Below are 26088 nucleotides of genomic sequence, written 5' to 3'. Positions count from 1 at the left end.
ACACGCGAGAAAGGCCGTTTTCGGCGCAGCCCGGCTCGCGCAAAGGGACAGGTGCTTTAGTACGGCCAATCGGAAAAAGCGAGCGGCGGTCATAGCTTGGCCGTAACGCCCATCGATCGCGGCCGATCTGACGCGGTCCCGATGCCTCGCGCGCTGCCGGCCGCGCCGCTAAAGTGCTGGCGGACAACAGCGACGCTCGCAACACGGGAGACTGCGCGGATGAGCGAGAGGATCGAGGCCGGATCCGGACCGAGCGGTCCGGCGCGGCCGCTCCCGGCCGAGGCAGCGCCGTTCGACGCGATCGGCCTGTCGCGCATGCTTCTGCGCAGCATCCGCTCGGGTGCGCTCGCGACGCTCGATCCGGACGGAACGCCCTTCGCCTCGCTCGTCACCATCGCCACCGATTCGGACGGCACGCCGCTGATGCTGCTGTCGCGTCTCTCGGCCCATACCCGCAACCTGCTTGCCGATCCGCGCTGCTCGCTTCTGTTCTCGCAGGGTGGGAAGGGAGACGCCCTGGCCCATCCCCGGCTGACCGTGGTCGGGCGCGCCGCCCAGAGCACCGAGGCCCGTGCCCGGGCGCGGTTCCTGGCCCGGCACCCGAAGGCCAAGCTCTACGCCGATTTCCCGGATTTCGGCTTCTTTGCCCTCGATCCGTCGGCCGGCCACCTCAACGGCGGCTTCGCCAAGGCGGCGACTCTGACGCGCGACCAGCTGCTTCTCGATCTCGCCGGGGCTGACGCAATCGTGGCGGGCGAGCGGGGCGCTGTGGAGCACATGAACGCCGATCACGCTGACGCGCTGGCGCTCTACGCCGTCGGATCCGGCACGGACGCCGGCCTGCCTTGGCGACTCACCGGACTTGACCCGGAAGGCATGGACCTGATGGCCGGTGACCGCACTGCGCGGGTCCTCTATCCGGAGCGCGTCAGCGACATGGGTACGCTGCGCAAGAGCTTGGTTGCCATGGCCGCGCAGGCCCGCACGACCGGCACTGAAGCCTGAGAGCGCAACGACTTCACGAGGGGCATGGCGAAAAGTTGCTGGATGCCCCATATCGGCAGCATGAGTGAGACCCAGACTGATACCTACCCCTTCAGCCTCGATGTCGAGCCGGTCGGCGAGAGCGGCTCGTTGTTCCAATGGAGCATTCGCAAGCACGGCAAGCTGCACCAGCGCTCGGACCGGAAGCATCCGACCGAGGCCAAGGCGCGCTCGCACGGCGAGGCCGAGATCGAGCGCCTGATCCGCGATCGCGGCCGCTGAGCGGTCGATCGCTGTTCACGGCCTGAATCGTCCTTCACCCGGGGGGCCGGACCATGCCGGCCCCCGTGGGTTTACGCGTCCGAGCCGACCCGATCGGATCTCTGCGTCATCCCAGGGCCGCGCAGCGGACTCCAGGATCCAAACCCGCCGGCGGGCCAAACCTTTCATCGACGGTATGTCTGGACCACCGGCCCTGCTGCGTAGTCCACGAATGACGGGGCTGGAGCTTCGACCCGGCCGGTGCGTCCTCCGGCGTTCAGGCCGCGCTTGGCGCCTTCCCGCTGCGCTGCTATCTCGCGCGTGAGCCGCTCCATCCGAACACGTCCCGATGTCAGACGGCGCGCGCCGGCGCGCGCCCGAACGGAATGCCGATGACAGCCCCGATCGAATCCATCCGCAACTTCTCGATCGTCGCGCATATCGACCACGGCAAATCGACCCTGGCGGACCGGCTGATCCAGGCCACCGGCACCGTCGCGTTGCGCGACATGTCCGAGCAGATGCTCGACTCGATGGATATCGAGAAGGAGCGCGGCATCACCATCAAGGCGCAGACAGTGCGCTTGGAATACAAGGCACAGGACGGCAAGGATTATGTCCTGAACCTCATGGACACGCCCGGCCACGTGGATTTCGCCTACGAGGTCTCGCGCTCGCTGGCCGCCTGTGAGGGCTCGCTGCTGGTGGTCGATGCCTCGCAGGGCGTAGAGGCGCAGACCCTCGCCAACGTCTACCAGGCGCTCGACGCCAATCACGAGATCGTCCCGGTCCTCAACAAGGTCGACCTGCCGGCGGCTGAACCGGACCGGGTGAAGGAGCAGATCGAGGAGGTGATCGGCCTCGACGCCTCCCAGGCCGTGCCGATCTCGGCCAAGACCGGACTCAACATCGAGGCGGTGCTGGAGGCGATCGTTACGCGCCTGCCGGCGCCGAAAGGCAACCGCGATGCGCCTCTGAAGGCGCTGCTCGTGGACAGCTGGTACGACGCCTATCTCGGCGTCGTGGTGCTGGTGCGGATCATCGACGGCACCCTCAAGAAGGGCATGACCATCCGCATGATGGGCGCCGACGCGGTCTACGGCGTCGACCGGATCGGCGTGTTCCGGCCGAAGATGGCCGATATCGACGCGCTGGGACCGGGCGAGGTCGGCTTCCTCACCGGCTCGATCAAGGAAGTGGCCGACACCCGCGTCGGCGACACCATCACCGAGGACAAGCGCCAGACCACCGACATGCTGCCGGGCTTCAAGGAGGTCCAGGCTGTGGTGTTCTGCGGCCTGTTCCCGGTGGACGCGGCCGAGTTCGAGAACCTGCGCTCGGCCATGGGCCGGCTCCGGCTCAACGACGCCTCGTTCTCGTACGAGATGGAGAGTTCGGCCGCTCTCGGCTTCGGCTTTCGCTGCGGCTTCCTCGGGTTGCTGCACCTGGAGATCATCCAGGAGCGGTTGGAGCGCGAGTTCAACCTCGACCTGATCTCGACCGCGCCCTCGGTGGTCTATCGCCTCCAGATGCGCGACGGCGAGGTCAAGGAACTGCACAACCCGGCCGACATGCCGGACATCATGAAGATCGAGACGATCGAGGAGCCCTGGATCCGCGCCACGATCCTGACGCCCGACGAGTATCTGGGCGGCGTGCTGAAGCTCTGCCAGGACCGCCGCGGCGTCCAGATCGACCTCAACTACGTCGGCAAGCGCGCCATGGTGGTCTACGACCTGCCGCTGAACGAGGTGGTGTTCGACTTCTACGACCGGCTCAAATCGATCTCGAAGGGCTACGCCTCCTTCGATTACCACGTGTCGGATTACCGCGAGGGCGACCTCGTGAAGATGTCGATCCTGGTCAACGCCGAGCCGGTGGACGCCCTCTCGATGCTGGTCCACCGCACCCGCGCCGAGTCGCGCGGCCGGGCCATGTGCGAGAAGCTCAAGGACCTGATCCCCCGCCACCTGTTCCAGATCCCCGTCCAGGCGGCGATCGGCGGCAAGATCATCGCCCGCGAGACGATCAAGGCCCTGTCCAAGGACGTGACCGCCAAGTGCTACGGCGGCGACATCTCGCGCAAGCGCAAGCTGTTGGACAAGCAGAAGGAAGGCAAGAAGAAGATGCGTCAGTTCGGGCGCGTCGAGATCCCGCAGGAGGCGTTCATCGCGGCGCTGAAGATGGACGATTGATCGGCGCTTGGACGTCCGGTCCGTCATTCCGGGGCCGCGAAGCGGAGCCCGGAATCTAGAACCGTCGCGCTGCTCAGATCGAGCACGGTCGATCGTTTGGGCAGGTGCGGCGGCTCTCGCCTTCGGCGAGCCGCGGAAGGACGGCGTCCTTGCGCAGCTCCGTCAGCCCGGCGGCAGCACGTCGATCTGGATGCCGGAATAGTACGCTGCCAGATTGGCAATGTCCGCGTCGGTCAGCTCCTTGGCGACCACGTTCATGATCTCGTTCTGCCGCTTGCCGTCGCGGTATTCGCTGAGCGCCTTGACGAGGTAGGGCTCCACTTGACCGGCGAGGTTCGGCGCCTCCGGCAGCTTCGACAGCCCGTCCATGCCGTGGCAGGTCTGGCAGGCGGATGCGCGCTTCCGGCCCGCGGTCGCATCGCCGGCCTGCGCCGAGAGCGGGATGAGAGTGGCGATCAGGACGAGAAGCGGTCGGATCATCGGCTGGGCTCGGATCGCGCAACGGTGCTCACCTCCCCCTTTTGGGGAGGCGTGGATGTAAAGGCGGTGTAGGATCGAGCGGCGCGGTGCCGTTCGCAACCTCCCCTTCCCCGCCCCTCCCCGCAAGGGGGAGGGGAAAGATCGCAGGAAGCTACTTCTCGTAGGAGATCCGGTAGATCGCCCCGGCGGAATCGTCCGAGACCAGCAGCGAGCCGTCGAGCATCACCGCGACGTCCACCGGGCGTCCGAGATACTCGCCGTCGCCGGTGAGCCAGCCCTCCGCGAACGGCTTGACCGACTCGACCTTCCCGTCGGCCCCGAGCTTGGCGAACATCACCCGGGCGCCCACCGGCTCGGTGCGGTTCCACGAGCCGTGCTCGGCGATGAAGATCCCGCCCTTGTACGAGGCTGGGAACTGCTTGCCGTTGTAGAAGGTCATGCCGAGATCGGCCGCGTGCGGCGGCAGCTCGGCCATCGGGGCGACGGCGTCGGCCGGCGGGGCTTGGTCCTTGTACTCGACCGTCCGGACCGCGCCGCCGCCGAACCAAGGGAAGCCGAACGTCTCCCCCGCCTTGGTGGCGTGGTTCAATTCGCCCGGGGGCTTGTCGTCGCCCATCCCGTCGACCTGATTGTCGGTGAACCAGAGCGTCTTGTCGGCATTGAAATCCATGCCCACGGAATTGCGGATGCCGGTGGCATAGACCTCGCGGTTCTTGCCGTCGGCGTCGATGCGGATGATGCCGCCGATCCCGGTCTTCTTGTAGAGGTCCATCTTCTCGGCGGGCGGGACGTTGTAGGGCTGACCGAGGGCGATGTAGGTTTTGCCGTCCGCACCGACCCGGCAGACCCGGGCGGTGTGGTTGAAGCTCTCCTCGGCCGCCGGGATCAGCTCACCCTGCTTGACCAGCACGCCGGCGGCGACATCCGGATTCTCGTAGAAGAACTCGGCGGCCGGGAAAGCGAGAACGCGGTTCTGCTCGACCACGGTGAGGACGCCGTCCTTCGAGAAGCAGACGCCGTTCGGGATCTTGAACTCGATGCCCGGAGCGAAGGGGCGCACCTCGTCGGCGACCCGGTCCTTGTCGCGGTCGGTCACCGTGTAGATCTTGCTCTTGCGCGTGCCGACGAACAGCACCCCGGCATTGGGACCGACCGCGATCGAGCGGGCATCCGGCACGACGGCGTAGAGATCGATCTTGAAGCCGTCGGGCATCTTGATCTTCGACAGGTTCTTGCGGATCGCATCCGCGCGCCGGCCCGTCTGCGGGACCTCGGCAGCGGCCTGGGTGTTGGTGCTGTGAAAGCCCTGGAGCTTCTCCAGATCGTCGGTCTTGGCCTTGGTCTCGGCAGGGGCGGCGCCCTGCGCCAGGACGGGCAGCACCGTCGCCGGCACGGCCACGCTCGCGACGAGCGCAGCGAGAAGCAGAGATCGCATCGATAATTTCCTCCCGGCGGCCCTTGGACCAGGGCATCGCCGGACAGAAACGATAGAGGCGCGCGAGAGACCGGCAAGCGGCCCCGGTGACGCGGCCCGGACCTTGTCGCCTCGTATCGGGACTCCGGGTGCCGCCTCGAGGAGGCTGGCCGTTCCGTCATCAGGATCAACGCGCAGTGACCCAAGGCCGCTCGCCCTCGGAGAGTTCGGCGTTGCCCTGGATTGCTTCGCTCCGCGCGCAAGGACGATGCGGCCGATCCGGTCGATCGGAAACGGTCTCAGGCGACCTTGCGCGGCACGAGGCGCTCGCTGCCGAGGGCGGCATCGGCTCCCGAGATACCGGCCTCGGTGTACTCGGCGTCCTCGTTGACCCGCCAGACGTCGTGCCGGCGCCGGCCGCAGAGGATGTTCTCCACGGTCAGCATCGCGGTCATCATCGCGTGGTCCTGGTTGTTGTACTTGTGCATACCGTTTCGGCCGACGAGATGCAGGGTCGGGAAGTCGCGCTCCAGTTCCCGCCGCACGGTGGCGACGTGGGCTGCATAATCCTCGTCGTAGACTGGGTAGGCCTTCGGCTGGCGGACCACGCAGGCATCGACCACGTCGGCCGGATCGATCAGGCCGATCTGCCCGATCTCGCGCTTGGCGAGCGCCACCAGCTCGGAATCGTCCGCGTTCCAGAGACCGTCGCCCTCGAAGCAGAAATACTCCAGGCCCAGGCAGGTATGGTCCGCATCCGGCACCATCTCGGGCGACCAGGAGCGAAAATTCTGGACGCGGCCGACCTTCACCGACGGATCGTGGATGTAAATCCAGTTGTCGGGGAAGTTCTTCTGCGACTTGGCGATCAGCGCCACGGTGACGAAGTCGCGATACTTCAGTGCCCGGGCGTTGAAGGTGCTGAGAGGCCGCGGCCGGATCGCGTCGACCAGCTCGCGCACCGGCGCAGAGGAGATTACGTGCCGGGCCGTGAAGGTCTCGCGGCTGCCGTCGGCGCGACGGGCCGCCACCGTCCAGATGCCGGTGCCCGCATCGTAGCTGAGGGAATCGACGCTGCGGTCGAGGTGGAGCTTTCCGCCCTGGGCCTCGATCTTGGCGGCCGCCGCCTCCCACATCATGCCGGGTCCCCGGCGGGGATAGCGGAACGATTCGATCAGCGTCTTGATGACGGGGCCTCCGGTCTTGGCCGGCTTGCGCAGGCCGAGGGAACGCTTGATCCCGTCACGGATCGCCGCGCCAAGATCGAGGCCCTTGATGCGCTGCGCCGCCCAATCGGCCGAGATCGCATCGCACGACATGCCCCACACCTTCTCGGTGTAGGTCTTGAAGAAGATCGAGAACAGGCGCTCGCCGAACTGATTGCGGACCCAGGCATGGAAGGTCTTCGGGTCCTGCGTCGGCCGCAGGCGTGCGTAGAGGTACGAGGCGACGCAGGCCGCACTGGTGAACAGGCCGAGATTGCGGAGTGCTTCGAAGGCCTTCAGCGGGTAGGCGTAGTACCGGCCGCGATAATAGATCCGCGACAGGCGGGGCCGTTCGATGAAATCGTCGGGGAGCATCTCGTCCCAGAGATCGACCACGGCCTGCGACTTCGAGAAGAACCGATGGCCACCGATATCGAACAGGTAGCCTTTGTACGAGACCGTGCGCGAGATCCCGCCCACCTGACCGGGGTCCCGCTCCAGGACGGTGACGGACCGACCCTGCTTCGACAGCAGGTAGGCGGCGGTGAGGCCCGCGGGCCCCGCGCCGATCACCAGCGTCTCGGTGTGGTGGCTCATCCCCTGCTCCGGCAATTCGTGGGTCGCACGACGCGCGAAGCGCCGACCTGCCGGGAGCATGGGTCGTCGTGGTTAAGGAATCGCTGGCAGGACCCTCGGACTTGCGCCGGCGGACATGGTCGCCGGCCGTGTCCCGCGCTCGGGAGCGCGGCAGACGCCCGGCCTTCCTTGACCCTGCGTTAAGCACGCCTGCGCGACGATGCGCGCCAAGGCACCCGCCGCCCGACCCAGGGTGACCCATCGTGACCGCCCCAGCGCAGACCATCACCCGGGCGCTCCCACGCCTCGACAGCCGCATCGTCCTCTGGGTCGTGATCGCGTTGTGCGTCGTGACCATGAGCACGCCCCAGGCCGTCTGGGACACGATCCAACACCTGCGCGTGCCCGATACCGACGACGCCATGCGTCTCGTCGAGGTCCGGGATCTTCTGTCCGGGCAGGGCTGGTACGACAACGTTCAATCCCGCTTCCTGCCGCCGGCCGGCGTATTGAGCCATTGGTCGCGCCTCGTCGATGCGCCGATCGCCGGGATGATCCTCGCGCTGAGTCCGATCGCCGGCCCGGCACTGGCCGAGGGCCTGACGGCCGCGCTGTGGCCATTGCTGCTGTTCGGGCTGTACGGCTGGGTGCTCTACCGCGGCGTCCGCCACAGCTTCGGCGAACGGGCCGCGCTTCTGGCGGTCCTTGTTGCGACCCAGACATTCGGGGTCACGACCCAGTTTCAACCCGGACGGGTCGACCACCACAACGTCCAGATGATCGCGCTGCTCGGCTTGGCCGCCTGCATGATCCGCGGGGGTTTCCGCAGCGGACTGATCGGCGGCGGTTCGGCAGCCCTGTCCCTGGCGATCGGGTTGGAAGGCCTGCCCTCCGTCGCGGTGGCGACCCTGTATCTGGTCGGCGACTGGTGCCTGCGCGGCCGGCCTGCGCGGCCGACGCTGTCCGGGTTCGGCTTCGGGCTCGGAGCCGCGGCGCCGGTCCTGTTCGCGGCCCAGACCGCCCCAGACCAGTGGGCCGTTCCGCGCTGCGACGCGCTCTCGCCACCCTGGCTCTTCCTCGCCTCGGCCGGCCTGATCTTCGTCCTTGGCGCCACATGGGCTGGCGACCGCCTCGCCACGATCCGCGCGCGCGCCGCCCTCGCGGGGCTGTGCGGCGCAGTCATGCTGGCGGCCTTCGCGGCGGCATTCCCGGCCTGTCTGGGCGGCCCGTTTCCGGGGATGCCGGCCCTGGTGCGTGACCATTGGCTGCTGACAGTCAACGAGATGGCCTCGGTCCCGAAGCTGATTGCCGGAGGCCAATGGGAAGCGCTGGCCTTCCACCCGGTCGTGGCGCTCGCCAGCCTGACAGCCGCCTGGCTGGCCTGGCGCGGCTTGCAGCGGCGCGCCTGGACGGTCGCGGCGCTCTTCCTGTGGCCCGGCCTGATCCTCGGCGTCTTCCAGTTCCGCGGTCTCTACATCGCCTCCGGCTTCGTGCCGCTGGTCGCGGGTGCCGTGCTCGACCGCGCCCTGACGCAGGCTGAAGAATCCGGAACTGGCGCGCGCCGATGGGGCTTCGCACTCCTCGGCGGCAGCATGGTCAGCACCCTGTGGATGGCGCCGGCGCTCCTGGGCGAGGTTCTTCTGCCAGCCTCGCGCACGGCACCCGATCCCGGTGGCGCGGCGGCGTGCCAGAGCGATACGGCGCTGAGGCCCCTCGCTGCCCTACCGCCGGGTACGATCCTGGCGCCGATCTTCCTGGGACCGTCGATCCTGCTGCGCACCCCGCACAGCGTCGTAGCCGCCCCGTACCATCGCGCCATATCGGGGCTGGAGGCGGCAATCGAGGGACTGGGCGGCACCGAGGCGGATCTCGATCGCGTGCTGACGGCGCTCCGGATCCGCTATCTCGTCGCCTGCCCGGCCCGGCCGGCCGACGACCTCCAGGCCGAGCCCGCCTTCGCGACCCGGCTGGCCCGCGGCGCGGCGGAATCCGCCCGGCTGGCACCCGTGGCGCTGCCCGGTCCGCTCAAGGTCTGGCGGGTGACACGCTGAGCGTCAGAGCAGCCGCCGGTCGAGCCGGATGATCCGGCACAGATCGCCGGCCTGGGCGGGCGGCTCGTGGGGCGCGCGGATCAGCAGCGCCTCGGAGCGGCCGAGCACCGCCAGCATCGAGGAATCCTGACGCTGTTCGGGCGTCGCCACGGGAAGTTGGCCCGGATCGAACGCGAGGCTCGCCCGCATGTAATCGGCGCGACCGTCGTTGGCCGGGAGATCGCGGCCGAGCGTCGCCGGCTCGCTACGATCGGCCCCGGCCTGCGGGTCGCCCTGGAGCGCGCGGATCGCCGGAATGACGAACAGTAGGCCGCAGACGATGGACGAGACCGGGTTGCCGGGAAGCCCGATCACCAGCATGTCGCCGAGGCGGCCGTGCATCAGCGGCTTGCCGGGCCGGAGCGCGACGCGCCAGAAACCCAGTTCCAGCCCTTCCCGGGCGAGCGCCGCCTGGACGAGGTCGTGATCGCCGACCGAGGCGCCGCCGAGCGTGATCAGCAGGTCGGCCCGCGCCCCGCGCGCGCGCCGGAAGGCGTCCTCCAGGGCGCCGTGATCGTCCGCCGCGATGCCCAGATCGATGATCTCGGCACCGGCCTCGGCCGCCAGGGCCGCGAGCGCGAGGCTGTTCGACGCGACGATCTGATCCCAGGCCGGCGTCGCGCCGGGCTCCACCAATTCGTCTCCCGTCGCCAGGATCGCGACCCGGGGCCTGCGCCGGACCGACAGGCACGGGTGGCCGGCTGCGGCCGCCAGGGCGAGGCGGCGGGCATCGAGGCCGAGGCCCGCCGTCAACAGGGTGTCACCCGCGGTGAAGTCCAGGCCGGCCCGGCGGATGAAGCGGCCGGGCTCGACCGCTTCGAGGACACGGACAATACCGTCCTCGGCGCGCGCATCTTCCTGGATCAGGATCGCGTCGGCGCCGTTCGGTACCGGCGCGCCGGTGAAGATCCGCACCGCCTCGCCCTCTCCGACCTGCCCGGTGAAGCCGTGACCGGCCGCGCTAGTGCCGATGAGCCGCAGACGGGCGTCGATATGGTCCGCATCGGCGCTGCGCACCGCGTAGCCGTCCATGGCCGAGGCGGGAAACGGCGGCTGGGTCCGCGACGCGACGATGTCGGCAGCGAGCGTGCGGCCGGCGGCCTGGGCCAACGGCATGGTCTCGGCTTCCACCGGGCCCGTGACGCTGGCCAGGACCCGCGCCAGCGCCTCGGCGACCGGAATCAGGCCGCTCATACGGCAGGGGCCCGGTAGGTGCCGGACCGGCCGCCATCCTTGGCGGTCAGCCGGATGCCCTCGATCCGCATGCCGCGATCCACGGCCTTCACCATGTCGTAGACGGTCAGACATGCCACCGAGACGGCGGTGAGCGCCTCCATCTCGACGCCGGTCGGGCCCTGGACCCGGACCTCGGCGGCGATGCGCAGGCCGGGCAGCGCGTCGTCGGGCTCGATCTCCACCCGGACCTTCGAGAGCAGCAGCGGGTGGCACAGGGGGATCAGCTCGTGGGTGCGCTTGGCCGCCATGATGCCGGCCAGCCGCGCGGTGCCGATCACGTCGCCCTTCTTGGCGTCGCCCTCGCGGATCAGCGCAAGGGTCTCAGGCTTCATCACGATGCTGCCCTCGGCCCTGGCGGTGCGGTCGGTGGCCGGCTTGTCGGTGACGTCGACCATGTTGGCCGCGCCGCTGGTGTCGAGATGGGTGAGCGTCGTGCCCGGCTGCATCGCTCAGCCCTTCTTCCGGGCCTTGCCGCCCTTGGTGTCGGAGCCTTTGGCCTCGCCGTCCCCGAAGAGCAGCGCGCGGGTGGCCTGCATGACGTCGGCCTGACGCATCAGGCTCTCGCCCACCAGCACGACGCCGAGGCCGTTCTCCTGCAGACGCGCGACGTCGGCATGGCCGCCGATGCCGCTCTCCGCCACGGCGATCCGGTCGGCCGGGATGCCGGGTGCGAGGCGGATCGCCGTCTCGAACGAGACCTCGAAGGTCTTGAGGTTGCGGTTGTTGATGCCGATCAGCGCCGTGCCGAGTGGGACCGCCCGCGCGAGCTCGGCCTCGTCGTGCACCTCGACCAGAACGTCCATCCCGAGGAGATCGGCCGTTTCTACCAGCGCCACCGCCTCATCGTCGTCGAGGCAAGCCATGATCGCCAAAATGCAGTCGGCCCCCCAGGCCCGGGCCTCGTAGACCTGGTAGGGCTCAAACAGGAAGTCCTTGCGCAGCACCGGCAGCCTGCAGGCGGCCCGCGCCTGGGTCAGGTATTCCGGGCGCCCCTGGAACGATGGCTCGTCGGTCAGGACCGACAGGCAGGTAGCGCCGCCCTGTTCGTAGGCGGCGGCCAGGGTCGCTGGGTCAAAATCGGCACGGATCAGGCCCTTCGAGGGCGAGGCCTTCTTCACCTCGGCGATGAGCGCCGGGCGCCCCTCGGCGCGGTGGGCGCGGATCGCCGCCGCGAAGCCGCGGACCGGATCGGCCTGCGCCACCTTGCGCTCGAGCTTGGCGAGGGGCACGCGCAGCTTGGCTTCGGCGATCTCGCGGCGCTTATAGGCCTCGATCCGGGCCAGCACGTTCGGCCGCTCGGGCGGCGCCTCCGCGACGGTCTCGTGGGTCGCCTCTTGCGTGAGCGAGCTCATCGGCCCTCCTGCCCATTGAAGCGGTCGTTCGAGGCCTGGACGAGGCGGGCAAGGGTCGCCCGGGCTGCCCCGGAATCGACCGCATCCTGCGCCCGCGCGAGCCCGTCCGCCAGGGTCGGCACCTGACCCGCGACGACAAGTGCCGCCGCCGCATTGAGAACCGCGATGTCCCGGTAGGCGTTGCGCGCCCCCGCCAACACGGCTTGAAGCGCCTTGGCATTGTCGGCGGGATCGCCGCCGCGCAGCTCCTCGGGCGAACGCAGGGGCAGCCCGAGGTCGCGGGGATCAATGGTGAAGCGGGTAACGCGCCCACCTTCCAGAGCGACGACCCGCGTCGGCCCGGTGACGGTGATCTCGTCGAGCCCGTCGGACCCGTGGACGGTCCAGACGCGACGGCTTCCGAGTTCGGCCAGAACCCGCGTGAGCGGCTCGGCCAGCGCCTCCTGGGCGACGCCGAAGAGCTGGTAGGCGACACCAGCCGGATTGCTCAAGGGTCCCAGCAGGTTGAAGATCGTTCGGACCGGCAGCTCCGAGCGGATTCCGGCCACGTGGCGCATGGCCGGGTGGTGGGCCTGCGCGAACAGGAAGCACAAACCGGCCTCCGCGAGGCAGCGCGCCTGGTTGTCGGCATCGAGCCCGAGCCGGACGCCGAGGGCCGCGAGCACATCGGCCGCGCCGGAGCGCGATGTCGCCGCACGGTTGCCGTGCTTGGCCACCGGCACGCCGCAGGCCGCAACCAGGATCGCCGCCAGCGTCGAGACGTTCACGCTCCCGGAATGGTCGCCGCCCGTGCCGACCACGTCGATGGCATCCGCCGGCGCGGCGACGCGGGTCATGCGGGCGCGCATCGCCTCGGCCGCGCCGACGATCTCGTCGACGGTCTCGCCGCGCACCTTGAGGGCAATCAGGAACGCGCCGGCCTGAACGGGCGTCACCTCGCCCGACAGCAGGTCGTCGAAGGCCGCGCGCGCCTCGGCACGGTCAAGGGCGAGGCCCCCGGCGACCTTCGCGAGATGGGGTCTGAAACTGTCCATGGATTCTATCGGAGGGCCGCCCCGGCGCCCGGCCGTCAATGCACGTCGGCGCGGGTCCTGTCACGCGCCGCGTTCCACGCCGCAGCGAGATCGAGGAAGTTCTTCACGATCTCGCTGCCGTGCTGCGAGCGGATGCTCTCCGGATGGAACTGGACTCCGTGAAGCGGGCGCTCGGCATGCTCCAGCCCCATGATCAGGCCGTCCGCCTCGGCGGTGACCCGAAGCGTCTGCGGGCAAGTCGCACGGTCGACCACCAGGGAGTGGTAGCGTGTCGCCTCGAAGCTGTCGTTCAGGCCGCGGAACAGGCCGCTGGCCCCATGGCGGATGGTCGAGACCTTGCCGTGCAACGGCAGGGGTGCCCGCACCACGTCGCCCCCGAAGGCCTGACCGATCGCCTGGAGCCCGAGGCAGACGCCGAAGATCGGGACTTCCTCGGAGAGGTCCCGCACCACGTCGAGGCAGATCCCCGCCTCGTTCGGCGTGCACGGGCCGGGCGAGAGCACGATCGCGTCCGGCGCCCTGGCGCGGATTTCGGGGACGGTGAGCGCGTCGTTGCGCACGACATCGATCGCGCCGCAGAGCGGCCCGATCAGATGGACCAGATTCCACGTGAAGGAATCGTAGTTGTCGATGACGAGGACATTGGGCATCGCGGCGGCACGCTCGGGCATGCAGGCGATGTGACCGCTCGAGGGAGGCCGGTCAACCGGGCACGGCTTGCAAGCCCCCTGCTCAACCCAGAGACCTCATCCTAAGGTGCCTGCGTCGAGATGAGGGCGTGCTCGGGGGAGCAAGGAGCGCGGCCCCTCACTGACCCCGCTTCGCCTGGGCGGCAAACCGCACCGCCTCCTCGGCGGCCCGGAACAAGGCCTTGGCCTTGTTGACGCATTCCTGCTGCTCGGACGCGGGATCGGAATCGTAGACGATCCCGGCGCCGGCCTGGACGTGCATCCGCCCGTCCTTCACCAATGCGGTGCGCAGGACGATGCAGGTATCCATCTCGCCGCGCGCGCCGAAATAGCCGATGCAGCCGGCATAGGGTCCGCGCTTCTCGCGCTCCAGCTCGTCGATGATCTCCATGGCGCGCACTTTCGGCGCGCCCGAGACCGTGCCGGCCGGGAATCCCGCCGCCAGGGCGTCGAGCGGATCGTGACGCGGGTCGAGGTCGCCCTCGACGTTGGACACGATGTGCATGACCTGGCTGTAGCGCTCGATGAAGAACGAGTCGGTCACGCGGACACTGCCGATCCGCGAGACGCGGCCGGCATCGTTGCGCCCGAGGTCGAGCAGCATCAGGTGTTCGGCCCGCTCCTTCGGATCGGCGAGGAGTTCCTCGGCCAGAGCCGCGTCCTCGGCCGGCGTGGTGCCGCGGCGGCGCGTTCCGGCGATCGGCCGGACCGTGACGGTGCCCTCACGCACCCGCACGAGAATTTCCGGCGAGGAGCAGACGATCTGGAAGGCCTCGAAGTCGAGGTAGCAGAGGAACGGCGCCGGGTTGGTGCGCCGGAGCGACCGGTACAGGCTGAAGGCCGGCAGCGTGAACGGTGCCGAGAAGCGCTGGGACAGCACGACCTGGAAGACGTCGCCGGCGACGATGTACTCCTTGGCCCGCGCCACCATGGCGAAAAAGTCGTCGGGCGAGGTATTCGAGACCGGCTCGGGGTGGGCCACAGCCGTGAGATCGATCCGCGCCTCGATCGGCAGCGGGCCCTCGAGCGCCGCCGCCACCCGGTCGAGGCGCTGCAGAGCGTCCTCGTAGGCGGCGCGCGCCGCGATGCCCGCGGCCGGCCGAACGGGAGTGACCACGGTGATGAGGTCGCGGATCGAGTCGAAGACCACCATAACCCGCGGCCGGATCAGGATCGCGTCCGGCACCCCGAGGGGATCGGGATTGGGCTCCGGCAGCCGCTCCATGGCACGGACCATGTCGTAGCCGAGATAGCCGAACAGGCCGGCAGCCATCGGTGGCAGATCCTCGCCCTCCGGCGCGCCGATCGCGCTCTCGGCGATCAGGGCCCGCAGGCTCGCGAGCGGCGCCCGTTCGTCGGGCTCGAAGCGCTCGAGATCGGCACCGCGCGCGACGGCGGCAGTGCCGTCCCGGCAGCGCCAGACGAGGTCCGGATCGAGGCCGATCATCGAGTAGCGTCCGCGGACGGCGCCCCCCTCGACCGATTCGAGCAGGAAAGCCGATCCCGCGTGCCGGGCGCGCAGCTTCAGGAACGCCGCCACCGGCGTCTCGAGATCCGCCACGAGACTCAGCGCAACGAAGCTGGGCTGGCCGGCCTCGTAGCGATCCGCGAAGGCCGCGAAATCCGGAGCCTCGGCCATGCCTCAGTACTCGCCGCCGATCGCACGGCGCAGGGCCGGCGCATCGATCTTCACGCCCGCGTTCTTCTGGACCTCGGCGATGTACTCGGACAGCACGTCGTCGGCGAGCGCGGCCTGGAAGTTCTGCGTGATCGTCCTGTCGCTCGGGCTGTCGGCGACGAAGGCCGGCATCGTCGCGGCCGTGACCTTGAAGACTGCCCGGGAATCGTTCGCCGCCGCGGTCCCGGCCTTGCCGACCGGCGTGGCGAAGATCAGGTTGACGTTGTCGGTCGTCAGCATGTCCTTGGCCTGGTTGCGGGCCAGATCCTGCACCTCCTGCGGATTGACGCCGATCTCCTTGGCGACGTCCTCCAGAGAGGCGCCGTTGTTGAGCTTCTCCATCAGCTCGCGCCCCTTGGCCTGCAGGCGTTTGGCGATTTCGGCGGCGGTCCAGCCGGCCTTCACGCCGTCCTTGACTTGATCGAGCGGCTTGTCGTGGGCGGGATCGATGTTGGTGACGTCGTACCAGACATAGCCGCCGGCCTTGGTGCGCAGGGGCTCGTTGTCGCCGCCGATTTCGGCGCGGAACAGAGCCGGCAGGGTCGTGTCGGGGTCGGGAATGTCGCCGACCTTCCGGCCCTCCGGATCCTTGCCGTTGGGATCGACGGCCTTCACGGCCACGAGCTTGAGCCCGCGCTCGGCCGCGATGTCGGTCAGCGGCTTCGCGCCGGCCCGCTGGTCCTCGATGGCGTCGCGGGTCGTCTCCATGGCGTCGCGGGCGCGGGCCAGGGCGAGGCCCTTGCGGATCTCACCTTCGACCTGCTCGAACGGCTTCACCGTTCCGGCCTCGATCTTGGTCACCCGCAGGAGCACCGTGCCGAAGCGGCCCTGGACCGGCTGGCTGACGCCGCCTTCCGGAAGCGCGAAGGCGGCATCGGCCACCGCCTTGTCGAACAGCTCGCTCTTGGTGAGCGTGCCGAGGGTCAGATCCTTCTCGTCGGTACCGCGCTCGGTCGCGACCGCCTCGAAGGTCTTGGAGCCGTCCTCGATCGCCTTGCGGGCCGCCTCGGCGGCGGCGTTGTCGGGGAACACGATCTGCTGGATCGTGCGCTTCTCCGGGCTGCCGTAGCGATCCTTGTTCAGCCCGTAGGCGGCGCGGGCATCGGCGTCGGTGATCGCCTCGGGCTTGGCCATCGCTTCCGGGTCGACCACCAGTAGATTGGCGGACCGGAATTCCGGTGCGCGGAAGCCGGACTTGTTGGCCTCGTACCAGGTCTTCAGCTCCTCGTCGGTCGGATCCGGGATCTGGCCCGCCGTCGAGGGCGTCAGCATCAGGTAGGACGCCGCGCGGCGCTCGGTCGTGTAGCGGTGGACCGCCTCGCGCAGGGCGACCGGCACGTGCAGGCCGGACGACACCGCCTCGGCGAGCTGGAGCCGGGCAATCACCGCGCGCTGCTCGCGCACGAACATCCCCTCGTTCAGCCCGGCGCGCTGCAGGGTCTGGTAAAACAGCTGCGGCTCGAACTGGCCCTGCTGATTCTGGAAGCTCTTCTCGTCGTGGATCGCTTTGATCACCGAGGAATCCGGGACCGCGAGGCCCAGATCATGGGTCTTCTGGTCGAGGGCGGCCTCGGTGATCAGCTGGGACATCACCTGCCGGTCGAGGCCGAGCATCCGCGCTTGGTCCGGAGTGAGCGCGCGCTTCAGCTGCGCCTGATAGCGCTGCATCTGGTTCTGATAGGCCGACCGCACCTGCTCGGCCGTGATCGGCGTGCTGCCGACGGTCGCCACGTTGTTGCTGGCGCCGCCACGGAAGAACTCCTCGACGCCGTAGATGCCGACGCCGGCGATGAGCAGCGTGAAGACGACCGTCAAGACGATCTTGCCGAGCCAATGCTGGCTCGCGTTGCGGATGCCCTGAAGCATGGTCTGTGATCGAATACCTTCAGCGGCCGGACCGTTTCCGGACCGGCACTCTTCCTGAGAGCCGACCGCGATAGACCATTCGCGCCCACAGGCAAAGGCTCGGCGTCCGCACTCCGTTTGCGCGCTCAAGCTCGCTCTGGTAGGCCGCGGCAACTTCGGAAAAAGGCCGCGGCGGAAAGAGGGCGGGGAATGACGCAGTCGGGGCGCAGGCCGCTGGTCGCCGGCAATTGGAAGATGAACGGCACGCGGGCGTCGATCCAGGTGGTTGAGGCGATTCGCGAACGCCTCTCGCCGGACCTCGCCTCTCGCATCGACGTGCTGATCTGCCCGCCCGCGACCCTGATCGGCTCCTGCGTGGCCGCCGCCGCCGGCTCCCCGATCGCCATCGGCGGCCAGAATCTACACGCCCGCCCAAGCGGCGCCTTCACCGGCTCGATCTCGGCCGAGATGCTCGCCGATCTCGGCGCGCAATACGTGATCGTCGGCCATTCCGAGCGGCGGGCCTACCATCACGAGACCGACGACGGCGTCCACGCCAAGGCGCTGGGCGCCCGCCGCGCCGGCCTGTGCGGCATCATCTGCGTCGGCGAGACCATCGAGGAGCGCGAGCAGGGCCGCGCCCTCGACATCGTCCGCGCCCAGCTCGCCATCGGCTTGCCCAAGGGCGCGACCGCGGCCGACACGGTTATCGCCTACGAGCCGGTCTGGGCGATCGGCTCCGGCCGCACGCCGACGCCGCGCGACATCGCCGAGGTCCACGCGTCGCTCCGGGAGATGCTCGACAAGCTCGTCGGCGACGAGGCGCAGAAGATCCGCATCCTCTACGGCGGCTCGGTGAAGCCCGGGAACGCGAAGGAGCTCCTGTCGGTCGACAACGTCGACGGCGCCCTGGTCGGCGGCGCGAGCCTCGTCGCCGAGGACTTTCTGGGGATTTGCGCCGCCTACGCGTGAGCGCGCCTTCGCGCCGCGATCGGGAAGCGGAGTGCGGCACTGTCTGAGACCTGTCTCCCGATCGAGCGATGATCCGCGCCGTCATTCCGGGGGGCCGCAGGCGAGCCCGGAATCCAGTCCCGCTGTCGGTGCACGATCTTGACGCGCCGGCGGCTCTAGATCCCGGGCTCCGCCGCAAGGCCCCGGGATGACGGGGAGCAGCTCAAACGCTTCGCTCCGTTCGGGATGACAACCGGAATGAGCCGCGTTCAGATCTTGAACGCTTGGCGGGCCAGCAGTTGCCAGCGCCCGCCGTCCCGGTGCCAGACCTGCAATACGCCGATATGCACCGGGGAGGTCTTACCGTTCGCGGTGGATTCGCCGGTGAAGACGTGGCGCGCGATCGCGTCGTCACCCACGATCGAGACCGACCGGTCGGACAGGGTGATGCTGGGGAAGGAGGCACGCTTGGTCGCGAGCGGCTCGATGAAGGCCGCCTTGTCCTGAACCAGGCCGCTGGAATGGCCGTAGCTCAGACCGGCATGGGTCAGGGCTTCGAGGGCCGGCCCGTCGCCGGCGAGCAGGGCCTTGGTCAGGGCGTCCACCGCCTCCTCCACGGCGGCAACGTCCGAACCGGCGGCCGTCCCGGGAGGTGTCTGCAGCAGGATCGGCGTGGTGAGGGCAGCGCCCAGCGCTGCGCGGCGTGAAATCGGCATGGCTTCCTTCCCGGACGGGACGGCGGATTGGGTGCGCCGTCCTACGGTCCGAGACAGAGCACAGCCGGCTGCGGTGCGCGAGGCCCGCGTGCGACAGGCGCGACCGGATCATAAAGTTGGCGCCGGACCGTGAGTGGTGTATGGCCGGCGCAGATTTGCGGCCGTTGCCGGGAGCGGCGGTCGTCGCGCGCCCTCGCTGGTCCCCGCGACTGGCCGACTCGCGCGAGCCTGAAGACGTTTTCGGAACCCTGATGCAGACCGTCCTGATCGTCGTCCACCTCATCATCGTGCTCGCACTGATCGGCGTGGTGCTGCTCCAGCGCTCGGAGGGCGGCCTCGGGCTCGGCGGTGGCGGCGGCGGCGGTGTCGCGGGCTTCATGACCGGACGGGGCCAGGCCAATGCCCTGACCCGCGCCACCGCGATCCTGGCGGCCCTGTTCTTCGCCACCAGCCTGGTGCTCGCGATCCTGTCGCATCGCTCTGCGGCGCCGAAATCGATCCTCGACACCGGGGCGCAGCAGAATGCGGGGCAGCCCGCCAAGCAGCCGACCGGTGCCGACAATCTGCTCGACACATTGCGCCAGCAGCAGGACCGGGTCCCAGCGACGGCCCCGGCCCAGCCGGCCACCCCGGCGCAGCCGACGGTTCCGGACGCGCCTCAGTCGCGCTGACGCCAGGCGCCCGGGGCGGCGCAGCGTCTCACCCAATCCCGCTGGATCGGCGCAGTGCCGGTCCGTGCCATGCGCGGCGCGATCCCCAGTCCATATACGGGCCGGGGCATTCGCCGTTTGGCAAATGCCTGCACCTTCTTTATGGACCGAGGCCCATGACGCGGTACGTTTTCATCACCGGCGGCGTGGTTTCATCCCTCGGCAAGGGTCTCGCTTCGGCAGCCCTGGCGGCGGTGCTTCAGGCCCGCGGCTACCGGGTCCGGATGCGCAAGCTCGACCCCTATCTGAACGTCGATCCGGGCACGATGAGCCCGACGCAGCACGGCGAGGTGTTCGTCACCGACGACGGCGCCGAGACCGACCTCGACCTCGGCCATTACGAGCGCTTCACCGGCGTTCCGGCGAGCCGGGCCGACAACATCACCACGGGCCGGATCTACCAGGACATCATCGCCAAGGAGCGGCGCGGCGACTATCTCGGCGCCACGATCCAGGTGATCCCGCACGTCACCAACGCGATCAAGGATTTCGTCCTCGACGGGAACGACAGCTTCGACTTCGTCCTCGTCGAGATCGGCGGCACGGTCGGCGACATCGAGGGGCTGCCGTTCTTCGAGGCGATCCGCCAGCTCGGCCAAGAGCTGCCCCGGGGCACCTGCTGCTACGTGCACCTGACGCTGCTGCCCTACATCCCGTCCGCGGGCGAGCTGAAGACCAAGCCGACGCAGCACTCCGTGAAGGAGCTGCGCTCCATCGGCATCCAGCCCGACATCCTGCTCTGCCGCTGCGACCGGGACATCCCGGTCGACGAGCGGCGCAAGCTGGCGCTGTTCTGCAACGTCCGCGAGACCGCGGTGATCGAGGCGCGGGACGTGGCGTCGATCTACGAGGTGCCGCTTTCCTACCGGACGGCCGGTCTGGACCGGGAAGTGCTCGGCCATTTCGGCCTGGAGCACGGCGAGGAGCCGGATCTCGGACGTTGGCGGACCATCGCCGAGCGGGTGCGCAACCCCGAGGGCGAGGTCTCGATCGCCATCGTCGGCAAGTACACCGGGCTGAAGGACGCCTATAAGTCGCTGACCGAGGCGCTGACCCATGGCGGCATCAGCCACAGGGTGAAGGTCAACCTCGAATGGATCGAGGCCGAGGTGTTCGAGCGCGAGGACCCGGCGCCGTTCCTGGAAGGTCTCAACGGCATCCTCGTACCGGGCGGGTTCGGCCAGCGCGGCGCCGAGGGCAAGATCCGCGCGGCCCGCTACGCCCGCGAGAAGCGCATTCCCTATCTCGGCATCTGCTTCGGCATGCAGATGGCGGTGATCGAAGCGGCCCGCTCGCTGGCCGGGATGCCCGAGGCGAACTCCACCGAGTTCGGCGAGACCTCGGAGCCGGTGGTCGGCCTGCTGACCGAGTGGCTGCGCGGCAACGAGCTGGAGCGGCGTGCCGCGGCCGGCGACCTCGGCGGGACCATGCGGCTCGGCGCCTACGAGGCGAAGCTCGATCCGACCTCCAAGATCGCCCAGATCTATGGGTCCGAGCAGATCTCCGAGCGGCACCGCCACCGCTACGAGGTCAACATGGCCTATCGCGAGCGGCTGGAGGCCAAGGGCCTGCGCTTCTCGGGCGTCTCGCCGGACGGGCTCCTGCCCGAGACGGTCGAGCATGTCGGGCATCCGTGGTTCATCGGCGTTCAGTTCCATCCGGAGTTGAAGTCGCGCCCGTTCGAGCCGCACCCGCTGTTCAAGGGCTTCGTCGGCGCGGCGATCGAGCAGAGCCGGCTGGTCTGACAGGGCGCCACGCGGCCCTCGCCGTCCTTGCGAGCGCAGCGAAGCAGCCCAATTGCGCCACGCTCAATGAGGGCGCGCCGCCCTGGGTTGCTTCGCTGCGCTCTTGAAGTCGAAGGCGTGGGCTGACACGGCCATGCATTCGGCTCGGCGAGCGACCTTGCGCCGCTCCTCGCGCCGCGGTCCCGGACCCTATATTGACCGGGCCGTGACCGAGATCCTCTTCTACCACATGCAACGTCAGCCCCTGGAGAAGGTGCTGCCGACTCTCGTCGAGCGCTCGCTCGACCGGGGCTGGCAGGCCGCAATCCAGGTCGCCACCGAGGAGCGTCTGCAGGCGCTCGACGACCACCTCTGGACCTATTCGGACGACAGCTTCCTGCCGCACGGCACCGACCGCGAGCCCGACGCGGGAAGCCAGCCGGTCGTGCTGACCCTGCGCGACATCAATCCCAACACGGCGTCGATCCGCTTCCTCGTGGAAGGCGCCGACCTGCCGCCGGACGCCGAAGCCTACGAACGCATCTGCATCCTGTTCGACGGGACCGACCAGGATGCGCTCCTGCGCGCCCGCGAGCAGTGGAAGCAGGCCAAGGAGGCGGGCCACGCGGTCGCCTACTGGCAGCAGGACGATTCGGGCCGCTGGAACAAGAAGGCATAATCGTGCTCCTCACCAGACGTTTCGCGCGCGCCGCCTTCGCCGCCGCGCTGATCCTTGGGGTGCCTCCGTCGGTGGGCGCACATGAGGCGCCGCACGACCAGCGGCCGTCGGAAGCCAGGCAGGCGCCGCGGGGGCCGGAGGGCCGTCGCCTGCCTCCGGACTCGATGACGCGGCACAGCCTTACGCTGCCGAACGGCAAGCGCCTCGATTTCACCGCCACGGCCGGCAGCCTGCCCCTGGTCGACGAGTCCGGGAAACTGCAGGCCGAGATCGCCTACGTGGCCTATACGGTGGCGCCGGAGGCCGGCCGCGAGCGCCCGGTCACCTTCGCGGTGAACGGGGGGCCCGGCGCGGCTTCCGCCTATCTCAACATCGGGGCGATCGGCCCCTGGCGCTTGCCGACGGGGGGCGACAGCATCAGCCCTTCGCAGCCAGTCGCGCTCACGCCCAATGACGGGACTTGGCTCGGCTTCTCCGATCTGGTCTTCATCGACCCGGTCGGCACGGGCTACAGCCGCGCGGCGGACGGCAACGGCAAGGCCTATTGGAACATCGATTCCGACGCCGCGACCCTGGCCGCAATCATCGCGCGCTACCTGCGCGTCAACGACCGGATGGCCAGCCCGAAATTCTACGTCGGCGAGAGCTACGGCGGGTTCCGCGGGCCACTCATCACCGAGAAGCTTCAGGACGATATCGGTGTCGGCCTGTCCGGGATGGTGCTGCTTTCGCCGGTTCTCGATTTCGGCTGGCTGGAGACATCGCGCGCCAATCCCTGGGGCTACGTCCTGAAGCTGCCATCCCTGGCGGCCGGTGCCCTGGAACGGGCTGGAACCGTTCCGACGCCGGCGCTTCTGTCGGATGCGGAATCCTACGCCTCGGGCGCCTACCTGGCGGATCTGCTCAAGGGCCCGGGCGACGCGGCCGCCGTGGCGCGGATGACCGAGCGGGTCGCGCCCCTCGTCGGGCTCGACGCGGCTCTCGTGCGCGCGCAGGCGGCGCGCCTGTCGACCCGCAGCGTTCAGCGCGAGATCGACCGTGCCGACGGCCGCGTGACCAGCGCCTACGACACCGGCATCACCGGCTGGGATCCCAACCCGGATGCGGCCCAGTCGAGCTTCGACGATCCGCAACTGACCGCGCTGCAGGCGCCGCTGACCAGCGCGATGCTCGACCTTTACGCGCGCACGCTGAAATGGCCCGTGCCCAACATGCGCTACGAACTCCTGAACAATGCGGTGAACCGCGGCTGGAGCTGGGGGTCGGGCCGGCAGGCGCCGGAGGTGTTGTCGAACCTCAAGAGCACCCTGGCGCTCGATGGCCGCCTGCGGGTGCTGGTGGCGCACGGCTTCACGGATCTTGTGACGCCCTATTACGCCTCGAAGCTCCTGCTCGCGCAGGTGCCGGCCTATGGAGCCGGCCGCGTCAGCCTCGCCGTCTATCCCGGCGGCCACATGTTCTACACGCGACCGGATTCCCGCGCCGCGTTCAAGGCGGATGTCGAGCGCCTCTACGCGGATGCCGTGAAGGCGCGTGACGCCGGACCGGCACCGGGCGGAGCACCCGCCGAGCGCCTCAAGGATACGCCCTGACGGTCGGGAAACTCGCGCTCTCGAGAATCCCGATCTTACCGCTTGCCACTCCGTTGTGCGCAAGCCGCCATGCGTCTACAACGGCTTCGTGACGGTGCCCCGGCGACGGGGTGAAAAGGGAATGCGGTGAGGGGCGCGAGCCTCGATTCCGCGGCTGCCCCCGCAACTGTGAGCGGCGAGCACCTGCCAGAGCGCCACCGGAGCGATCCGGGAAGGCGGCAGGCGCGCAGAGCTGCGAGCCAGGAGACCTGCCGTCACGCCAGGATCCCGGAATGCCGCCGGTGGGGCGGCTGGAGACACATTGATGACCACCTCGACCCTCGCCCCAGTCGCCGCCGGCACCCGCTCGTCCGAGCGCTCGGTCGCCGTCGCGCTCGCGGCTTTCCTGGGCCTCGGCCTCCTGTTCATGGCGGGCTTCTCGCCGGCGATTGCGCTCCACAATGCGGCGCACGACTTCCGGCACACCCAGAACTTCCCCTGCCACTGACGCCTGCGTCACAGGGATGATCATCCGGCTTCTGTCGGCGGCGCTGGCCGCCGGCTTCCTCGCGGCTGCCGTCGTGACGGGGCTCGAGCTCACGCTGACCTCGCCGCTGATCGTGGCGGCCGAGCGTTACGAGCACAAGGAACCGACGCATCAGGCGGCGATCGGCCTCCCGATCGTGCTGGCTCATGCCGGGCACGACCATGCCGCGCCCGACGCGGCGCCGGAATGGCAGCCCGGCGAAGGGCTCCCGCGCATGGCGTTCACCGCACTCGCGACCCTAGTCGGTGGCGTCGGCTACGCCCTGCTGCTCGGCGCCGTGATGCTCGCCTGCGGGCGCGATCCGACCCCGCAGGTCGGCCTCGCCTTCGCGGTGGCAGGCTTCGCCAGCGTTGCCCTTGCGCCGTGCCTCGGCCTGCCGCCGGAACTGCCCGGCAGCGAGGCCGCGCCGCTCGCCGCGCGGCAGCTCTGGTGGGTCATGACCGCCGCCGCCACCGGGATGGGCCTCTACCTGATCGGTGTCCGGCGGTCGCTGATCGCGATCCTGGGCGGCCTCGTCCTGATCGTCGCGCCGCACACCGTCGGCGCACCCGAGGCACCGGCCGGAGCGTCCGAGCTGCCGGCCGCGCTGGCCGCACAATTCGCGGCCCGCTCGCTGGCCATCAGCTTCGTATTCTGGATGCTGATCGGGCTCGGCCTCGGCTGGGCCTGGCAGGCCTTCTCGCGTGAGCCGGCAGCGAGGGCGGCCCGTGTCTGAGACCGTCCTGTATGTCTGCACCTCCTGCCGCCGGGAGGGTGACGACCCGGACGGCCCCCGGTCCGGTGCGCGCCTGCTCGATGCGCTGCGGGACCGGGCCGGCGATGCCCCGCATCTGCGGGTCGAGCCGGTGGAATGCCTGTCGGTGTGCAAGCGGCCCTGCACGGTGGCAGTCGCCTCAGCCGATCGCTGGACCTACGTGTACGGCGACATGGATCCGGCGGCCTCCGCCGAGACCATCCTCGCCGGGCTCGCCGCCTACGCGGCGACCCCGGACGGCATCGTGCCCTGGCGCGAGCGTCCGGCCGAGTTCCGCAAGGGCGTGATCGCCCGCATCCCCCCTTTCCCCGAACCCCGCCCGCGCACCGCCGGCACCCTGGAGGCCGCGGAATGACCCTCGTGAACAAGATCCCCTGCACTATCGTCACGGGCTTCCTCGGCGCCGGCAAGACGACGCTCGTTCGCCACGTCGTCGAGAATGCCAAGGGCCGTCGCCTCGCCATCCTGGTGAACGAGTTCGGCGATGTCGGCTTCGACAAGTCGTTCCTGGCCGCCTGCGGCGTCGAGGGTTGCACCGAAGAGTCCATCGTCGAGCTCCCGAACGGCTGCATCTGCTGCACCGTCGCGGACGATTTCGTTCCGGCACTGGAAACGCTGCTGTCCCGCGCCGAGCCGCCGGAGCACATCCTGATCGAGACCTCGGGTCTTGCCCTGCCGAAGCCCCTGGTCCAGGCCTTCCAGTGGCCGGCAATCCGCTCGCGGGTCACTGTGGACGGCGTCGTCGCGGTGGTCGATGGGCCGGCGGTTGCGGCCGGCGCCTTCGCGGAGGATCCGGAGGCTCTGGCCGCCCAGCGTGCGGCGGACCAGTCGGTCGATCACGACAATCCACTCGAGGAGGTGTTCGAGGATCAGCTTCTCTGCGCCGATCTCGTGGTGCTCAACAAGGCCGACCTGATCGATGCCGCGACCCGTGCCCGCGTCCGCCGCGAGGTCGAGGGGCATTTGCCCCGCGCCGTGAAGGTCGTGGAGACTGAGAACGGCGCCATCGACCCGCGCGTGCTGCTGGGCCTCGGCGCCGCGGCCGAGGACGATCTGGCCTCGCGGCCGTCGCACCACGGCGAGGGCGAGGATCACGACCACGATGATTTCGAGACCGTGGCGCTGTCGCTCCGCCCGGCCTTGACGGCAGCCGATCTTGCGGCCCGTGTCGAGAAGGCGGCCGAGGCCGGAGGGGTCCTGCGGATCAAGGGCTTTGCCGAGGTCGAAGGCAAGCCGATGCGCCTCGTTGTGCAGGGCGTCGGTCGGCGCGTGGCCCACCATTTCGACCGGCCCTGGCGGGCGGGCGAGCCCCGGGATGGCAAGCTCGTGGTGATCGGCCTGAAGGGCTTCGATCAGGGCGCGGTCGCCGCGGCGTTGGCGGGATGACGGCACTCGCA

24 protein-coding genes and 1 riboswitch are annotated in these 26088 nt (G+C 69.4%); of the genes, 13 read left to right on the top strand and 11 right to left on the bottom strand.

All coding sequences use genetic code 11. The annotated features are described in order from the left end of the window. Nucleotides 1–219: 219 nt before the first annotated feature. The 3 genes from JOE48_RS22200 (at nt 220) to lepA (ending at nt 3440) form a co-directional block, all read left to right on the top strand. A complete protein-coding gene (locus JOE48_RS22200) occupies nt 220–1005 on the top strand; it encodes a HugZ family protein (protein ID WP_210032943.1) in 786 nt (261 codons plus the stop codon). Nucleotides 1006–1029: 24 nt separating this feature from the next. Then, complete coding sequence (locus tag JOE48_RS22195) at nt 1030–1266, top strand: hypothetical protein (RefSeq protein ID WP_409518605.1); 237 nt, start codon at nt 1030–1032, stop codon at nt 1264–1266. A 371-nt stretch (nt 1267–1637) separates the two neighbouring features. Beyond that, on the top strand, nt 1638–3440 hold the full coding sequence (lepA, locus tag JOE48_RS22190; protein WP_210032941.1) for a translation elongation factor 4: 1803 nt from the start codon (nt 1638–1640) through the stop codon (nt 3438–3440). 162 nt (nt 3441–3602) lie between these two features. On the opposite strand, the gene JOE48_RS22185 is transcribed toward lepA, so the two are convergent. From JOE48_RS22185 to JOE48_RS22175, 3 genes are all read right to left on the bottom strand, one after another. Further along, the gene (locus JOE48_RS22185; RefSeq protein ID WP_210032939.1) at nt 3603–3920 is read right to left on the bottom strand and encodes a cytochrome c; all 318 of its coding nucleotides are present in this window, start codon (nt 3918–3920) and stop codon (nt 3603–3605) included. 151 nt (nt 3921–4071) lie between these two features. Further along, the gene (locus JOE48_RS22180; RefSeq protein ID WP_210032936.1) at nt 4072–5355 is read right to left on the bottom strand and encodes a PQQ-dependent sugar dehydrogenase; all 1284 of its coding nucleotides are present in this window, start codon (nt 5353–5355) and stop codon (nt 4072–4074) included. Between the two features lie 278 nt (nt 5356–5633). After that, a complete protein-coding gene (locus JOE48_RS22175; protein ID WP_210032934.1) occupies nt 5634–7136 on the bottom strand; it encodes an NAD(P)/FAD-dependent oxidoreductase in 1503 nt (500 codons plus the stop codon). A 242-nt stretch (nt 7137–7378) separates the two neighbouring features. Here JOE48_RS22175 and JOE48_RS22170 point away from each other — a divergent pair, with 242 nt between their 5' ends. Beyond that, nucleotides 7379–9166 (top strand): hypothetical protein, encoded by a 1788-nt coding sequence (locus JOE48_RS22170; protein WP_210032932.1) that lies wholly within the window; start codon nt 7379–7381, stop codon nt 9164–9166. Nucleotides 9167–9169: 3 nt separating this feature from the next. On the opposite strand, the gene glp is transcribed toward JOE48_RS22170, so the two are convergent. The 7 genes from glp to JOE48_RS22135 all read right to left on the bottom strand — a co-directional run bounded on the left by glp (nt 9170) and on the right by JOE48_RS22135 (nt 17060). Continuing rightward, complete coding sequence (glp, locus tag JOE48_RS22165) at nt 9170–10399, bottom strand: gephyrin-like molybdotransferase Glp (RefSeq protein ID WP_210032930.1); 1230 nt, start codon at nt 10397–10399, stop codon at nt 9170–9172. Then, entirely contained in the window at nt 10396–10887 is a 492-nt protein-coding gene (gene moaC, locus JOE48_RS22160; protein ID WP_210032928.1) for a cyclic pyranopterin monophosphate synthase MoaC, read from the bottom strand. The genes glp and moaC overlap by 4 nt, the downstream gene beginning before the upstream one ends. Before the next feature lie 3 nt (nt 10888–10890). Further along, the gene (gene trpC / locus JOE48_RS22155) at nt 10891–11793 is read right to left on the bottom strand and encodes an indole-3-glycerol phosphate synthase TrpC (RefSeq protein ID WP_210032926.1); all 903 of its coding nucleotides are present in this window, start codon (nt 11791–11793) and stop codon (nt 10891–10893) included. Then, nucleotides 11790–12827: an anthranilate phosphoribosyltransferase gene (trpD, locus tag JOE48_RS22150; protein WP_210032924.1), complete on the bottom strand. Its 1038-nt coding sequence runs from the start codon at nt 12825–12827 to the stop codon at nt 11790–11792. Before trpD ends, trpC begins: the two co-directional genes overlap by 4 nt. Before the next feature lie 35 nt (nt 12828–12862). Further along, nucleotides 12863–13477: an aminodeoxychorismate/anthranilate synthase component II gene (locus JOE48_RS22145; protein ID WP_210035978.1), complete on the bottom strand. Its 615-nt coding sequence runs from the start codon at nt 13475–13477 to the stop codon at nt 12863–12865. A gap of 157 nt (nt 13478–13634) precedes the next feature. Then, nucleotides 13635–15155 carry an anthranilate synthase component I gene (gene trpE, locus JOE48_RS22140; protein WP_210032922.1) on the bottom strand — a complete coding sequence of 507 codons (1521 nt, stop codon included), beginning with the start codon at nt 15153–15155 and terminating at the stop codon, nt 13635–13637. Between the two features lie 3 nt (nt 15156–15158). Further along, the gene (locus JOE48_RS22135) at nt 15159–17060 is read right to left on the bottom strand and encodes a peptidylprolyl isomerase (protein WP_210032920.1); all 1902 of its coding nucleotides are present in this window, start codon (nt 17058–17060) and stop codon (nt 15159–15161) included. Between the two features lie 189 nt (nt 17061–17249). Between JOE48_RS22135 and tpiA the strand changes: the two genes are divergently transcribed. Beyond that, nucleotides 17250–18011: a triose-phosphate isomerase gene (gene tpiA / locus JOE48_RS22130; RefSeq protein WP_210032918.1), complete on the top strand. Its 762-nt coding sequence runs from the start codon at nt 17250–17252 to the stop codon at nt 18009–18011. A 248-nt stretch (nt 18012–18259) separates the two neighbouring features. On the opposite strand, the gene JOE48_RS22125 is transcribed toward tpiA, so the two are convergent. After that, on the bottom strand, nt 18260–18706 hold the full coding sequence (locus tag JOE48_RS22125) for a nuclear transport factor 2 family protein (protein ID WP_210032916.1): 447 nt from the start codon (nt 18704–18706) through the stop codon (nt 18260–18262). A gap of 251 nt (nt 18707–18957) precedes the next feature. On the opposite strand from JOE48_RS22125, the gene secG reads away from it, so the two are divergent. The 8 genes from secG to cobW all read left to right on the top strand — a co-directional run bounded on the left by secG (nt 18958) and on the right by cobW (nt 26077). Then, nucleotides 18958–19377, top strand: coding sequence for a preprotein translocase subunit SecG (secG, locus tag JOE48_RS22120; RefSeq protein WP_210032914.1), 420 nt, complete (start codon nt 18958–18960; stop codon nt 19375–19377). Nucleotides 19378–19532: 155 nt separating this feature from the next. Continuing rightward, on the top strand, nt 19533–21161 hold the full coding sequence (locus JOE48_RS22115) for a CTP synthase (RefSeq protein ID WP_192706773.1): 1629 nt from the start codon (nt 19533–19535) through the stop codon (nt 21159–21161). Nucleotides 21162–21366: 205 nt separating this feature from the next. Then, nucleotides 21367–21819 carry a DNA polymerase III subunit chi gene (locus JOE48_RS22110; protein ID WP_210032912.1) on the top strand — a complete coding sequence of 151 codons (453 nt, stop codon included), beginning with the start codon at nt 21367–21369 and terminating at the stop codon, nt 21817–21819. Nucleotides 21820–21821: 2 nt separating this feature from the next. Continuing rightward, a complete protein-coding gene (locus tag JOE48_RS22105; RefSeq protein ID WP_409518604.1) occupies nt 21822–23411 on the top strand; it encodes a S10 family peptidase in 1590 nt (529 codons plus the stop codon). A 75-nt stretch (nt 23412–23486) separates the two neighbouring features. After that, a riboswitch (cobalamin riboswitch) is annotated at nt 23487–23682 on the top strand. Between the two features lie 33 nt (nt 23683–23715). Further along, nucleotides 23716–23898 (top strand): CbtB domain-containing protein, encoded by a 183-nt coding sequence (locus JOE48_RS22100; protein WP_210032911.1) that lies wholly within the window; start codon nt 23716–23718, stop codon nt 23896–23898. Between the two features lie 16 nt (nt 23899–23914). Continuing rightward, the gene (locus JOE48_RS22095; RefSeq protein ID WP_210032910.1) at nt 23915–24652 is read left to right on the top strand and encodes a CbtA family protein; all 738 of its coding nucleotides are present in this window, start codon (nt 23915–23917) and stop codon (nt 24650–24652) included. Continuing rightward, nucleotides 24645–25046, top strand: coding sequence for a DUF1636 family protein (locus JOE48_RS22090; protein ID WP_210032909.1), 402 nt, complete (start codon nt 24645–24647; stop codon nt 25044–25046). The genes JOE48_RS22095 and JOE48_RS22090 overlap by 8 nt, the downstream gene beginning before the upstream one ends. Continuing rightward, the gene (cobW, locus tag JOE48_RS22085; RefSeq protein ID WP_210032908.1) at nt 25043–26077 is read left to right on the top strand and encodes a cobalamin biosynthesis protein CobW; all 1035 of its coding nucleotides are present in this window, start codon (nt 25043–25045) and stop codon (nt 26075–26077) included. Before JOE48_RS22090 ends, cobW begins: the two co-directional genes overlap by 4 nt. Nucleotides 26078–26088 lie beyond the last annotated feature (11 nt).

The organism is Methylobacterium sp. PvR107, from assembly GCF_017833295.1.
Lineage (GTDB): Bacteria > Pseudomonadota > Alphaproteobacteria > Rhizobiales > Beijerinckiaceae > Methylobacterium.
Note: the sequence above shows the minus strand (reverse complement) of the source record. Positions and strands in the feature narration are given on the sequence as shown.